Annotated in this window: 13 protein-coding genes; 7 read left to right on the top strand and 6 right to left on the bottom strand. The window is 74.2% G+C overall.

What is annotated here, in order from left to right:
• Positions 1–184 precede the first annotated feature (184 nt).
• The 7 genes from ACH0A8_RS09525 (at position 185) to ACH0A8_RS09495 (ending at position 6,214) form a co-directional block, all read left to right on the top strand.
• Positions 185–865 carry an acyl-CoA dehydrogenase gene (locus ACH0A8_RS09525; protein ID WP_209685865.1) on the top strand — a complete coding sequence of 227 codons (681 nt, stop codon included), beginning with the start codon at positions 185–187 and terminating at the stop codon, positions 863–865.
• Between the two features lie 32 nt (positions 866–897).
• Positions 898–1,449, top strand: a complete 552-nt coding sequence (locus tag ACH0A8_RS09520; protein ID WP_200884110.1) for a signal peptidase I — start codon at positions 898–900, stop codon at positions 1,447–1,449.
• Entirely contained in the window at positions 1,446–2,171 is a 726-nt protein-coding gene (locus ACH0A8_RS09515) for a hypothetical protein (protein WP_066656170.1), read from the top strand. Before ACH0A8_RS09520 ends, ACH0A8_RS09515 begins: the two co-directional genes overlap by 4 nt.
• Complete coding sequence (locus ACH0A8_RS09510) at positions 2,168–4,084, top strand: choice-of-anchor G family protein (RefSeq protein ID WP_144411366.1); 1,917 nt, start codon at positions 2,168–2,170, stop codon at positions 4,082–4,084. The genes ACH0A8_RS09515 and ACH0A8_RS09510 overlap by 4 nt, the downstream gene beginning before the upstream one ends.
• Before the next feature lie 120 nt (positions 4,085–4,204).
• Positions 4,205–4,714 carry a hypothetical protein gene (locus ACH0A8_RS09505; protein ID WP_406907065.1) on the top strand — a complete coding sequence of 170 codons (510 nt, stop codon included), beginning with the start codon at positions 4,205–4,207 and terminating at the stop codon, positions 4,712–4,714.
• A gap of 67 nt (positions 4,715–4,781) precedes the next feature.
• Positions 4,782–5,342, top strand: a complete 561-nt coding sequence (locus ACH0A8_RS09500; RefSeq protein WP_066656163.1) for an RNA polymerase sigma factor — start codon at positions 4,782–4,784, stop codon at positions 5,340–5,342.
• Positions 5,339–6,214, top strand: a complete 876-nt coding sequence (locus tag ACH0A8_RS09495) for a hypothetical protein (protein ID WP_406907064.1) — start codon at positions 5,339–5,341, stop codon at positions 6,212–6,214. The genes ACH0A8_RS09500 and ACH0A8_RS09495 overlap by 4 nt, the downstream gene beginning before the upstream one ends.
• A 145-nt stretch (positions 6,215–6,359) precedes the next feature.
• On the opposite strand, the gene ACH0A8_RS09490 is transcribed toward ACH0A8_RS09495, so the two are convergent.
• From ACH0A8_RS09490 to ACH0A8_RS09465, 6 genes are all read right to left on the bottom strand, one after another.
• Entirely contained in the window at positions 6,360–8,624 is a 2,265-nt protein-coding gene (locus tag ACH0A8_RS09490) for an FdhF/YdeP family oxidoreductase (protein ID WP_209685966.1), read from the bottom strand.
• Positions 8,625–8,662: 38 nt separating this feature from the next.
• Entirely contained in the window at positions 8,663–9,529 is an 867-nt protein-coding gene (fdhD, locus tag ACH0A8_RS09485) for a formate dehydrogenase accessory sulfurtransferase FdhD (protein WP_066656158.1), read from the bottom strand.
• Positions 9,530–9,635: 106 nt separating this feature from the next.
• Positions 9,636–10,832, bottom strand: coding sequence for a molybdopterin molybdotransferase MoeA (locus ACH0A8_RS09480; protein WP_406907063.1), 1,197 nt, complete (start codon positions 10,830–10,832; stop codon positions 9,636–9,638).
• A complete protein-coding gene (locus tag ACH0A8_RS09475) occupies positions 10,829–11,161 on the bottom strand; it encodes a DUF6457 domain-containing protein (protein ID WP_066656152.1) in 333 nt (110 codons plus the stop codon). Before ACH0A8_RS09475 ends, ACH0A8_RS09480 begins: the two co-directional genes overlap by 4 nt.
• A 4-nt stretch (positions 11,162–11,165) precedes the next feature.
• Positions 11,166–11,774, bottom strand: coding sequence for a molybdenum cofactor guanylyltransferase (locus ACH0A8_RS09470; RefSeq protein ID WP_066656149.1), 609 nt, complete (start codon positions 11,772–11,774; stop codon positions 11,166–11,168).
• 28 nt (positions 11,775–11,802) lie between these two features.
• A complete protein-coding gene (locus ACH0A8_RS09465; protein WP_066656144.1) occupies positions 11,803–13,854 on the bottom strand; it encodes a glycosyltransferase family 39 protein in 2,052 nt (683 codons plus the stop codon).
• Between the last annotated feature and the right edge of the window lie 40 nt (positions 13,855–13,894).

Raw genomic sequence — 13,894 nt, 5'->3', positions numbered from 1 at the left:
AGCGGGCACCGCGCCTCCCGTCCGTAGTCTCCGGAGCAATCCTCGCGGTTGGCTTGTCTTCCGGCCGGAGGTCCGGCAGCATGTCCCCAGAAGAGCGGACAGCCGCCGACGGGGGACCTCACCAGCTCCCGCCGTGTCGGACCGGCCCACCACCGGCGTCCGCGTGCACGGATCAGGAGCAACGATGTCAGGACAGTCCAGCGCGCCCGCTTCGCGGCGCACCAGGGCCGCGGCGCTCGTCGCCGGCGGCGCCCTCGTCGTCGGCGGGGTCGGGTACACGCTCGCGTCGTGGACGGACACCGAGTGGGTGTTCGGCGGGAACGGGACCGGAGGGCCGGGGATCGGGACCTCCACCTTCGAGGTGGAGCAGAACGTCACCGCGGCGCTCGACTCCGGGTGGACGCAGGCCGAGGAGAACCCCGGCCAGGAGATGACCTTCGGCCTCGACGGCATCGCGCTCTCGCCGGGCGACGCGACGTACGCCGGTGTCCGACTCCGGACGGTGGCGGGCTCGATCGCGGGCGACGTGCGGATGGCGGCGGCGGAGACCGCGACCGGGGTGACGACCTCCGACCCCGGCGAGCTGCTCTGGCAAGCCCTGCAGGTCCGCGTCGCGACGACGGCCGACGGCGTCCCGTGCGGTGCGACGGCCTTCACCACCGGCACCGTCATCGCCGACGGGCCCCTTGCGTCGACCGGAGCCGCCGCGAGCCAGGCGCTCGCGGCGGACGCCGGTTCGGAGCAGGCGTACTGCTTCGAGGTGTCGCTCCCGACCACGCCGTCGCTGCCCGCCGGGGTCGCGCTCGACGCACTGCAGGGACGGACCGCGGCGCCGGCATGGATGTTCGCAGCCACCTCGAGGTGACCGGGGTCGTTCCGGTGCAGGACAGCGCGGCAGTGGTTTCGACCGCCGCTGCACGCCGTCGCGGCGTGCTGCACCGCCTGCGAGCCGTCGTCGTCGCCGTGGCGGGGGTCGTCGGTGTCCTCTGCGTCGCGTGGTGGGTCGTCGCCACGACGACGGGGCTGTCGCTCGTGGTCGTGACCACCGGGTCGATGAGCCCGACGATCCCCGCCGGGGCGGTCGTCGTGTCCGAGCGGATCGCAGCGGCTGACGTGCGACCGGGGCAGGTCGTCACGGTCCCGCGACCGGGATCCGAGCTGCCGGTGACCCACCGCGTGGTCGCCGTCGATCGGGTGCCGGGTGACCCGGAGGCGAGGTCGCTGACGATGCGGGGCGACGCGAACGACACGATCGACCGTGATCCCTCGGTCGTCCGCGAGGCCCGGCTCACCGTCGCCAGCGCCCCCGGGCTCGGGCACGTGCTGCAGTGGTCCTCGACCCCCGTTGCCCGCGGGCTGGCGGTGGCGACGGTCGGCCTGCTCGTCGTGTGGTCGTTCTGGCCAGCACGACGGACCGCTCGGGACGACGACACCGGAGCGCGAGCATGAGTCGTACGGCGGGCGCTCGTGCGGGAGTCACCGCGGCCGGAGCGGTCATCTGCGCCGTCCTCGGGCTCGCCAGCGGCGGTGCGGCCGTCGCAGCGGGGTGGCACGTCGTTCCCGAGACCGGAGTACCGGGCGGTCTCGTGCTCGAGGCATCGCCGTACCCGCTGCGCGCACCCGAGCTGCAGCCCGGTCGACCGGTCCACTGGCAGGTGCGCACCAGTGTCGACCGACCAGGGCTGATCGCGACGGAGGTGCAACTCCGTCGGGACGGAGCGCTCGCCGAGCACCCGGACGGCCTCCGGGTCGCCGTGTCGGCGTGCGAGCGGCCCTGGCGAGGACTCGATGCCGTGCCGGTCTGCGACGGCGGGCAGCGGGTCCTGTCGGTCGGTCCGGGAGAGCCCGACACCCTCCGTGTGCCGGTCTCCGATCCCGACGGCGACGGTGCGACCTGGCTGCTCGTCGAGCTCGCCGTCGCCGACACCGCGGGAGCCTCGGCCGACGACGGGCTCATGGGACTCCGAGCGACCGTGGGGCTCGGGGTGACCGCGAGCGCGGACGACGCGGTCGCGGGGCCACCGGTGTCGCCGACGGCGTCGTCCACCTCGCTGGCCTCCACCGGTGCGGCCTTCGTGGCGCCGCTGTTCGTCGCGGCGGCGCTCGTGCTCGCCGGGGTGGTGGTCCGGGTGTGGCGGACAGCGGCGTCGAGCGACGGGTGCGCCCGGTGATCCCGCGCACGAGCCCCCGCCAGCGACCGCGCCACCGTGCCCGTCACCGCCCGGCGGTGCTCGGCATGCTGCGCCGTGGTCGTGGCGCCGTGCTGGTCGGGATCGTGGCGGTGGTCGGGGCGACCGCAGCGGTGACGGTCCCCGGACCCGCCCCGTCGACCGCGACGTGGCAGGACTCGGAGTGGGTGCACGGTGACGGTGCTCTGGGGACCTCGTCGTTCTCGTGCGGCGAGGACGTCGGCTACACGGCGAACTCCTCGAGCCGGTTCCTCGCCGGGAGCGTGGCGGGGCAGGACCTCGGGGCGGTCGCGGACCTGCGCGGGCTCGACGTGACGAAGACCGGCACGCAGGGCGTCTCGGTCAGCCCGGCGACCGCGCCCGAGATCACCCGCACGGAGACCACCGCCGCGTACGGCAACCCCCTCGACGTCGGCGTCCTGGGCAGTGTCGCCGGACTCGACCTGACCGGCCTCGGCACCGGACTGCCCGGAGGATCGGCCGGAGCGGTCAACCAGGTCGCGACGTCCGTCGCCACGGGCAGGTCGGTCGCCGCTTCCGGCCTGGTCAGTGACTCCGGGGGCGTGCTCGTCACCGACACCACGCCGACCGAGGCGCTGCCCGAGCCGGCGACGCTCGACCTCGGGCAGGCCCTGGCAGGGGTCGTCGACCTGCGGAACGTCTCGGACGTCGGGCTCGAGGTCGGGGCCGTGGGATCCTCGGCGCAGCTCGACGGCTGCGACCTGCTCGAGGACGAGGTGTGGGGGACCGCGGGTCCCACCGCGGCCGGTGCAGGTGCTGACGCGCCCACCGTCCGACCTGCGTTGCTCGCGGCGACGGGGACCACGACGGCTCCCGTTGCGGCTGCCGCTGCCGACGGGTCGCGGCGGGTGACGCGCGACTACGGGATCGCCGGGCTCGACCTGCGGATCGACAGTCCGCTCGTCTCGTCGCTCACGAGCTCGGTGGACAGCACGGTGCGGACGCTCGACGGCGCGGTGGCCCAGCTCGCCGGTCCGGGCGGGCTGCTCGCGAACGCCGTCAGGGCCGAGATCGGCGCGGAGTTGCTCGGCGGCACGCTCCGCGTCGGGACCGTGCGCGGCAGCGTGACCCTGCAGGGAGCCGACCTCGGGACCGCGATCGCCCCGATCACCCGGGAGCCGCTGACCGACGGCGTCGTCACGGTCGACCTCGCGTCCGGCAGCGTCCACGTCGACCTCGCACGGCTCGTCGGTGGTCGGTCCTCGGGGTTGAACGGCCTGCCCCCGAACACCGAGATCGTCCTCGACGCCGGTCTCGTGGACCAGCTCACGGCCAGGGTCACGGCGATGCTGGACGCCTGGACGCAACGCATCGCGGCGGTCCTGACCTCGACGCTCGAGGCGTTGCGCCTGCAGGTCGCGCTCGACGTCCAGCTGCTCGGCCTGCTCGGGACACCGGTCGTCGAACTGGACATCCGCACGGACAGCGGGCTCGGGACCGCCGCCGGCGGGAGCGGGACCGTGACCGTCGGGTCGAAGCTGCTCGGGCTCGACCTCGGACTGGGCGGTCTCGTCAGCCTGCTCGTCAGCGGCCTCACGGAGGACCTCCCGGGAGTCGTCCAGGGTGTGGCGAGGGGACTCCTGGCCCAGGTCACCACCGCGGGCAGCACCCTGGCAGCGGCGACGGGGCCGCTCGTGGCCGCGGTCACACCGGTGCTCCGGGCGCTCCCCGCGCTGCTGTCGGTGCAGGTCAACGTGCAGCGCGACCTCCCCGGTTCCCGTGACGGTCGGTACGCGAGGACGGGCGCGTACTCGGTGACGGCGATCCGCATCGGTGTCCTCGGACCGGGCGGAGGCACACCCCTCGCCCGGGTCGACCTGGCGTCGTCGACGGTCGGGCCGAACCTGGTCGACCTCGGTACCCCGCGGTCCTGAGGGCCTCCGCCGCCGCGCTGACACGGAGCGGGTCGTCTCCTAGGGCTGCCGTCGGCGTCTCGACTCCGCTACCGTCGCGGTACGCGGGCGACGAGTCCGTGAGCGACCGGAGGGGGCACCGTGACGACGGACGACCGCGCGCAGGACAGCGACCGACCGCTGCGACGACCGACGGTGGTCACCGCGGCCCTGGCGATCTGGGCGGTCGTGCTGCTGGTACGGGTCACCACGGTCTCGGTGGCAGCGGTGCAGCTGGCGCAGGACGAGTCCGGTGGTCCGCTCATCGCGGTGATCGGTGGGGTGCTCGGCATCGGGATCTGCGCGTTGCTCGCCTGGGCGACCCTGCTCGTGTGGCGTGGTTCCGGCACCGCGCGGGTGTGGCTCGGGGTGATGGGTGCCTTCGCCCTGGTGAACGTCGTGATCGCCGTGGCCGTCGGGAGCGCGGACTGGCCCACGCTCGAGCCGGTCGCTGTCGTCGCCGCTGCCGTGCTGCTGTACCTGCCGTCGGCACGCCCGTGGTTCCCTCGCTGGGAGCGACGCCCGCGTGCGCAGGAACCGAGGACCATCGGCTGGGACCCGCAGACCGGGGAGCGGATCACGGAGCCGCGCGAGGCCGCCGACCAGCGCTGAACACGCCGCGCCCGCGCGCGACACGCCGAGCCGGGAACCGATCGCGTCGGTGCGGACACCACCTGACATGAACCAGATCACGGGGGACCGGGCCGACTGGGCCCTGAGCCTCGCGGGGGACGGGCAGGCCTTCGGCAGGGTCTTCGACCGGCACGCCGCGAGGCTCCGGCGACATGCCGTCGGCCTCGTCCCGGCAGCAGCACCGGCCGACGCGGACGACGTCGTCGCGATGACCTTCCTCGAGGCCTGGCGGCGCCGTGACCACGTCCGCTTCGTCGACGACTCGCTCCTGCCGTGGCTCCTCGTCACGGCGACGAACACCGCGCACAACGTCACCCGGTCGGCGCACCGGCACCGGGCGTTCCTCGGCCGGTTCCCGGCGCCCGAGCCGGCGCCCGACCCCGCGGAGCAGTTCGGCGACGGCGGTGCGGTCGCGGCCATGGGGCGGCTGTCGCTCGACGACCAGCGCGTCCTGACCCTCTGCGTGCTCGAGGGACTCAGCGAGCGCGAGGCGTCGGCGGTGCTCGGCGTCGCCCCCGGGACCGTCAAGTCCCGACTCCACCGGGCGAAGGCCCGGCTCCACAAGCGGTACACAGCCACAGCGGAACCCCTCGGAGGCGCACTGTGAACGACGACTTCTCCCCCCGCCTGACCGCCATGCGCGACGCGCTCCTCGCGGAGGTCGACCGGTCCGGCACCCCCGGCACCGCTCCCGTCCCTCGTCGCCGTCCGACCCGGGGCGCGGTGCTCGCTGTGCTCGCAGCCTTCGTGGTCGGCGGTGGGCTGACCGGCGGGCTGACCGCGGCCGCGCTGCCCGGAGCCGACCCGGACGCCGCCGTCGAGACCCAGCTGGCGACGTCCGCGCGGTACCAGGTGGAGGAGAGCAATCACGCGACGGTGCTCGGGACCCCGACCTTCCTCGTCACGCACGGCGACCGGACCATCACGTTGGACGACCGACCGCGCGGTGCCGACGCGATCACGGTGTCGTGGACGTGCCTGGACCGGGCGGACCTCCGGGTGGCGGTCGACGGGACGCGCGTGGACGTCGGCGACCCGTGCCTGCCCTCGACCGAGGACGTCATCCGCACGCCGTGGAGCATGACCCCGGCGGACGACGCCGGAAACCCGTCGGTGACGCTGTCGAGCTCCGGGTCGGCGCGGTACGCCGTCTGGGTGTCGTGGGTGCAGCGGGCGACGATCGCCGAGCCGTCGCCGCAGCAGGACGCCGAGACCGACGACGGGGTCGTCACGTTGCAGGAGTACACGACGGCGTTCAACCGGCTGCAGGCGTGCATGGCGCAGGCCGGCCACCCGATGGCCGTCGTCCCGCTCACGTACGCCGCGGACGGCCTGTCGAGCTCGACACCGGGCGGCGACGGGCCCTGGTACCGGTACGGCATCGCGTCGGAGAGCATCGAGGTCTACGACACCCAGTGCTACCCGCGCGAGTTCGAGGCCGTCGACACGATCTGGCAGGGCGAGCACCCGGAGCCCTGACCCGGCACCGCGACGGACGGGAGGCACGGTGCCGGCTGGCACCGTGCCTCCCGTCCGTCAGCGGCGCGCGTTCCGCGACGTCGCGGCTGTCGAACGACAGCGGTCTCGTCGCAGGACGCGTGTCACGCGCCGCCGCCCGCGTGCCTCACACGCCCGCGGGCACCGCCACCCGTGTCAACCGCACCGGCACCGCCTTCGACACCGGCGTGTTGCTGCCCTTCGCCGCGCTGTCGAGCGGCACGAGCACGTTCGCCTCGGGGAAGTACGCCGCCGCACACCCGCGAGCACTCGGGTACGCGACGACCCGGTAGTCGCGCAGCACGCGCTCGACGTCGTCGTCCCACACCGTCGCGACGTCCACCCGGTCGCCGTCCTGCAGCCCGAGCTCGACCAGGTCGTCCGGGTTCACGAAGACGACGTGGCGGCCCTTCTTGATGCCGCGGTACCGGTCGTTCAGGCTGTAGATCGTCGTGTTGTACTGGTCGTGCGACCGCAGCGTCTGCAGCAGCAGGGTGCCCTCGGGGCGCTCCACGTGCTCGAGCTCGTTCACGGTGATCATCGCCTTGCCGGTCTTCGTGGCGAAGGTCCGGGAGTCGCGGGGACCGTTCGGCAGGACGAAGCCCTCCTTGCTCGCGGCGCGGCGGGAGTAGTCGTCGAAGCCGGGGACGACGTGGCTGATGTGGTCGCGGATCACGTCGTAGTCGTCCCGCATGCCCTGCCAGTCGACGGCCACGCGGTCACCGAGGGTGGCCTTCGCGAGCTCGCAGACGATCGCGACCTCGGACAGCAGCCCGGGGGCGACCGGCGGGACCTGCCCGTGGCTGCCGTGCACGGAGCACACGGTGTCCTCGACCGAGACGAACTGCGGACCCGCGGCCTGCACGTCGATCTCGGTGCGGCCCATCGTCGGCAGGATCAGGGCTTCCTCGCCCACGACGGCGTGCGACCGGTTCAGCTTCGTCGACACCTGCACCGTCATCTCGGTGCCGCGGAACGCCGCCTCGGCGAGCTGGCTGTCGGAGATCGCGGCGACGAGGTTGCCGCCCATCCCCATCCAGAACTTGATCTCGCCGCGCTGCATGGCCGTGATGCCCTTCAGCGCGTCGACCCCGTGCTCGCGGGGCGGCTCGAAGTGGAACTCCTCCGCCAGGGCGTCGAGGAAGCTGTCCGGCATCTGCTCCCAGATGCCCATCGTCCGGTCGCCCTGCACGTTGCTGTGCCCGCGGATCGGCGAGGCGCCGGCGCCGGGTCGGCCGATGTTCCCGCGGAGGAGCAGGAGGTTGATGATCTCCTTGATCGTGTCGACGGCCTTGGTGTGCTGCGTGATGCCCATCGCCCAGGTGATGATCGTCCGCTCGGAGCGCATGTAGCGCTCGGCGAGCTCGTCGATCTCCTCGGTGGTCAGGCCGGTGGCGCGGAGGACCTCGTCGTCGTCGACCCGCAGGACGTGCTCGACGAACGCCTCGTACCCGCTGGTGTGCTCGGCGATGAAGGCGTGGTCGACGACCGTGCCGGGGGCGGCGAGCTCGGCCTGCACGACGCGCTTCGCGAGCGCCTGCAGCAGGGCCATGTCGCCGCCGAGCCGGATCTGCACGAACTGGTCGGCGATCTCGGTCCCGCGGCCGACGATGCCCCGGACCTTCTGCGGGTTCTTGTAGCGCTTCAGGCTCGACTCGGGGAGCGGGTTGACGGCGACGATCTCGGCGCCGTTCTCCTTGGCGTCCTCGAGCGCGGTGAGCATTCGGGGGTGGTTCGTGCCGGGGTTCTGGCCCATCACGATGATGAGCTCGGTCTCCTCGAAGTCGTCGTAGGCGATGGTCGACTTGCCGATGCCGACGACCTCCGCCATCGCGAGGCTCGTCGACTCGTGGCACATGTTCGAGCAGTCGGGCAGGTTGTTCGTGCCGAAGGCGCGCACGAAGAGCTGGTAGACGAAGGCCGCCTCGTTCGAGGTGCGCCCGGAGGTGTAGAACGACGCCTGGTCGGGGGAGTCGAGCCCGTTCAGCTTGTCCGCGATGATCCCGAACGCCCGCTCCCAGCTGACCGGCTCGTAGTGGTCCTTCCCCGCGGGCTTCCACACGGGTTCGGTGATGCGGCCCTGCTGTCCGAGCCAGTACTCGGTCTTGTCGGCGAGGTCGTGGACCGAGTGCTCGGACCAGAACGTGCGCGGCACGAGCAGCGGGGTGGCCTCCCACACGACCGCCTTGGCGCCGTTCTCGCAGAACTCGGCGGTCTTGCGCTTGTCCGGGTCCGGCCAGGCGCAGCTCATGCAGTCGAATCCGCCCTTCTGGTTCAGGTTCAGCATGAGCTTGGCGGTGCGGGCCACGCCCAGCTGCTCGATCGCCGGGGCCATCGAGTGCAGGACGCCGGGGACGCCTGCGGCCCACTCCTTCGGTTCGCCGACCGTCATCTCGGCGTCGGTCACGTCGTCCTTCGGGGGCTGTTCGGTCACGGTGCGCTCACGGTCTCTCGAGGGGCTGGTGCTGGTTCGGTGATGCGTTCGGGGCGGCTGTAGACGACCATGCTCTGGCCGCGCAGGAAGCCGACGATCGTGATGCCGACCTCCTTCGCCAGGTCGACCGCGAGCGACGACGGCGCGGACACGGCGGCGAGCACCGGGATCCCGGCCATCGAGGCCTTCTGCGTCAGCTCGAAGCTCGCCCGGCCGGAGACCATGAGGACCGTGCCCCGCAGGGGCAGCCGTCCTTCCTTCACGGCCCACCCGACGACCTTGTCGACGGCGTTGTGCCGACCGACGTCCTCGCGGAGCACGAGCATCCGCCCGCTGGCGCCGTCGAACAGTGCTGCGGCGTGCAGGCCGCCGGTCTTCTCGAACACGTCCTGGGCCTCGCGCAGCCGGTCGGGGAACGTCGCGAGGAGCGCCGGGTCGAGCACGAGGTCGTCGTGCAGGACGCTGTGCTGCGAGGTCGTCCGCACGGCGTCGATGCTGGCCTTGCCGCACAGGCCGCACGAGCTCGTCGTGTAGAACGCGCGCTCCAGGCTCGGGTCCGGCGCGGGGACGCCGAGTGCGAGCGTCACGTCGAGCACGTTGTAGGTGTTGAGCCCCTCATCAGTCGCCCCGGCGCAGTACCGGGCGGCGGCGAAGTCGTCACCCCGGGCGATCACGCCCTCGGACACCAGGAACCCCGCGGCGAGGTCGACGTCGTTGCCGGGCGTCCGCATGGTGATCGCGAGCGAGTTCCCGCCGACGCGGATCTCGAGCGGCTCCTCGACGGCCAGCAGGTCGTCGCGCACCGACCGGGACGTCGCGACGGTGATGCGAGTGACGCGCTTCCGCGCCGTGATCCGGCTCATGCTCCGGGTCTACCACCCGTGCCCGGCACCCGCCAGGGCGGTGCGGTTCCCGCACGCCGTCCTGTGGCGGTCCTCAGGCCTGCCGTCGGACCGTCCGGTGTGCCCGTCAGCACCACGGCAGCCGGACGGGAGGCACGTCCTCGCCCGCCACGCCGCCCCCGGCCGGGACGACCAGCAGTCCGTCCGCGTCGGCCAGGCCCCGCAGCATCGCCGAGGTCTGGTGCGACGCCGGGACGGCGCCCTCGGGCGTCGCGCGGTACGCGAGCACCAGCGCGCCCGGCCGGTCGTTGGGCACGTCGACCGCGAGCCGCACCCGTCCCACCGGCTCGAGCGGTCGCCCGAGCAGTCCGGCGACGAGCGGTCCACCGAGCAGCACGAGGCCGACCATCGCGGCCATCGGGTTGCCGGGCAGGCACAGGAACACCGTCGGGCCCCGGCGGGCCAGCAGCATCGGTCGACCCGGACGCACGTCGACCCGGTCGACGAGCAGCTCGGCCCCGATCCGGGCGAGCGCACCGCGGACGTGGTCGGTTGACGAACCGGCCGTGCCGCCCGTGCTCACGACGAGGCGCTCGCGAGCGGCGTCGAGCACGCGGGCGGTGGTGTCGGGGTCGTCCGGCACGCGGTCCGAAGAGACGGGGTCGGCACCGAAGGTCCCGAGCACCGCGGGCAGGGTGTGCGAGAAGACGTCGCGGACCTGTCCGGGTCGTGGGACCCCGGCACCGACGACCTCGTCGCCGAGCACCGCGACCCGGGCGGTCGGGACCGGCGCGACGCGCACGTCGTCGACCCCCGAGGCGGCTGCCAGCGCTGCACGCGGAGGCGTGAGCACCGTGCCGCCGGTGAACAGCACCTGGTCCCGGGTGACCTCCTCGCCCGCCGGCCGGACGTGTCGTCGGGTGGACGGCGTGTGGCGGACCAACCGGCCGTCGTCGTCGACGGTGGCGTCCTCGGACCGCACCACGGCCGCCGTGCCGGGCGGGACGGGTGCCCCGGTCGTGATCGGTCGGGCGTGCCCGGTCGTCAGCGGCGCGTCGGACGGGACCGCTCCGGCGACGATCGGCGCGCCGAGCACCCACGGCCCCGGTCCCGCGACGGCCCACCCGTCCATGGCTGCGCCGTCGTGCCCGGGGACGTCGCCGCGGGCGGCGAGGTCGCCGGCGAGCGTCCGGCCGAGCGCCGACGCCAGGTCGAGCCGGACGGATCCGGCTCCCGGGTCGGCGGCGGTGTCGGCGGCGAGGCGGACGCCCTGCCGGTGTGCCTCGTGCCGGGCGTCTGACCAGGACGGCAGGACCAGCGTCACCGGGCGTCGGACCCGGTGGTGCCGTCGGTCCGGCCCGTGTGCTCGGGTCCGTCCGGGCCGTCGGTCGTGTCCGGGGCGTCCCCGTGCGCGAGCGCGAGCCGTGTCGCGGTCGCTGCGGCGTCGGCCAGGTCCGCCTCCGACCCGCCGCGGAGCCCCGCGGCGTACCCGACCAGGAAGGTGGTCAGCGGGGCAGCCGGACGGGCCACGCCGTGCGCGGCGTCACGGGCGAGGTCGAGCACGACGTCGCGGTCGAGCGCAGAGCCCTCGGGGAGGCCGAGCGCCTCGGCGAGCTCGGCGGTCCAGGCGGCGAGGACGTCGTCAGTGGTCATGCGGTCAGTCAAGCAGCCGGGCGTCCGCCGTGGCCCGCGTGGCGTCCTCCGGTTCGTCCACGTCCGCACAGAGTGCGGCGGGCAGCCGGACCTCGACGAGCCGGAGGCCGTCGGTCAGCCGTCGCACCGCCGCGCCGGTCGGGTCGCCGAGCGCCCGGACCGCGGCGCGCAGCGCGTCCGAGCGGTACAGCGCGAGCAGGTGCTGGCGACGCCCGTCCTCGTCGACCGCGACGACGCCGTCCGCGTCGTCGGGCGCCGCGCCGGCGGCGTCGAGCAGCAGCGCGGCCGCAGGCTCCGGACGCACGAGGTCGCACGCGAGCACGAGCGTCCACGGCGCGGGGTCGGCCACGGCGGCGAGTCCGGCGGCGATCGCGGCGACCGGCCCGCCGAGGGGCGGGTCCTCGCGCGTGTGCACGACCCCGGCGGGTGCACCCCGTCCCGCCCGCAGCCCGACGAGCACGGTCCGACGAGCGCCGGCGGCCGCCGCGACGGCGTGGTCGGACAGTGCGACGCCGTCGGCGACGAGGGCGGTCTTGTCGATCCCACACATGCGCGTCGCTCGGCCGCCGGCCAGCAGGACGGCGTCGTGGTGCGGTGCGGTCGGGGAGGTCATGCCTGCACCGTAGCCGGACGGCCCGGGGTCAGGAGCAGCGCTCGAGCGCGAAGGACTGGAGTGCGTCCCACTGCGACGGTCCCTGGCCCAACGCGGGGCCCCACCGGTGCAGGACGCGGCACCCGAGCGCGGTCGTGGCCTGGCGCACCGGGTCCGCGGCGCGTCCGTCCCGTGCGACGAGGAACAGCCGTTCCCGACCGGAGTGCACCATCGACTCGATCTGCGCCGCGGAGAACACGGCGACCTGACCGGAGAACCCGCCGTCGGTCAGGACCTCCTTCCCGGTGGCACCGATCACGTCCGACGCGACCCGCCACGAGTCGGTGAGGAACAGCGGGGCGCCGTCCTGCCCGCCACCTGCGCGCTCGGCGTCCCGCACCAGTTCGGCGTCCGCCGTGGGCAGGCCCTGCCCAGCGCCCCACGGGTCCGGTGCCGAGACGGTGAAGGGAGCGTCCTCGGTCGCCTGCCCGACGCGGCGGGGACCGCCTCGGCCCGGCGCCGACGCCCGCTGCGACCGCGCAGCGTCCCACGTCGCAGCGTCCTGTCGCACCCCGACCGACGCGTCGCCCCGGTCACCGTCGCGAGCGGCGTCGAGCGCCTGCAGGGAGAAGCACGCGGGCCCGAGCACGACCGCGGCGACGAGCAGGGCCCCCGCGGTCCGGCGCCCCGCCCCGCCCGGCGCTCGTCCGGTCGCCGCCGACCCGGACCGACGGCTCCGGACGGCGAGCACGACGAGGGCGGCGGCGGTCGTGCCGACGGCGACGGTCGCGAGCAGTGCCGGCTCTGCCGAGGTGCGTGCGAGCCAGGTCCACCAGGCGCCCTGCAGGACGAGCAGCCCGGCGGGGACGAGCCGCAGTCGGCGGTCCGGCGCGTCCGCGAGCCGGGCGGCTCCCCACCAGCCGAGGGCGGCGAGGGCGGCGAGCTGCACGCCGATGCCCGCGACGTAGGCGGTGTGCGGCAGGTGCATGACGGACAGGACCACCACCGCGGTCGCCAGCCAGACGACCAGCGTGCACAGCGTGGCGGAGGGGACCCGGGCCTCCCGGACGGTGCGTCGCGGCCACCAGCGGAACGCGCCGAGCACGATCCCGGCGAGCGCAGCGGGCCACGACCACCCGACCTGCGAGGCGTAGCGGGGTGAGAACAGCTGCAGGAGCGGGTGTCCGGCCGCGTGGCTGACCGCGAGCGACCACCGGTCCGCGGCCGCGTCACCCGCGGTCCGCAGCGCACTGACGGCGCCCGGCCAGGCGCCCGGCAGGAACCGGTCGACCCCGTTGTAGCCGAAGACCATCGCGAAGACGCTGTCGTCGGTGGAGCCGTCGACGAACGGGTGGTCGGCCGTCGGGAGCAGGGCGACGACGACCGACCAGCCGAGGCTCGCGACCAGCGTCGCCGACACCAGGGCGGCGAGGTGACCGGCGGCTCGACGCCAGCGCGGACCCGGACCGGCGGTCGCGACGAGGGTGCCGACCACCAGCGCCGGCAGGACCAGCCACGCCTGCAGCATCTTGGCCTGGAACCCGATGCCGACGAACAGTCCCGCGAGCAGCAGCGGCCACCAGGTGCGGGTCAGGGCGGCGCGTTGCCACCACACGAGGGCGACGGCGAGCGCAGCGGTGAGCAGGCCGTCCTCCATCGGGTGGCCGAACATCGACACGAAGATCGGGGTCGCGGCGGTCAGCGCGGCCGCGACCAGACCGGCGCGGGCCCCGAGCCAGCGGAGCACGACCACCGACACCGCCAGCGTGGTGACGGCGCCCTCGACGACCTGCGGCAGGCCCATCGCGGCCGCGGACATGCCGAAGAGGTGCACGCTGATCGCCTGGGGGACCGCGAAGCCGGCGAGCTTGTCGAGCGTGACGGTCGCATCCGGGTCGAAGGAGCCCGAGAGGAAGGCCGGCAGGGACTCGGACATGGACCGGACGGCGCTCGCGTAGAAGGACAGGTCGCCGCCGCGGCCGAGGTTCCAGCTCGTGAGCACCGCGCCGAGCACCACCACCAGGGTGAGGGTGGTCTGCTCCCACCGGCTCTGGTGCCACCACCGGGCCGGGCGTTCCGCGGCCGCGTCGATCGTCGTCATGCGGTGACTGTCCCGCCGCAGTCGATGGAGCAGCCTTGCG

The organism is Curtobacterium sp. 179-B 9B NHS (assembly GCF_045370965.1).
In the GTDB taxonomy this organism is placed as follows: domain Bacteria; phylum Actinomycetota; class Actinomycetes; order Actinomycetales; family Microbacteriaceae; genus Curtobacterium.
The sequence above is the reverse complement of the archived record's forward strand: the minus strand, read 5'-3'. Positions and strand labels throughout refer to the sequence as shown.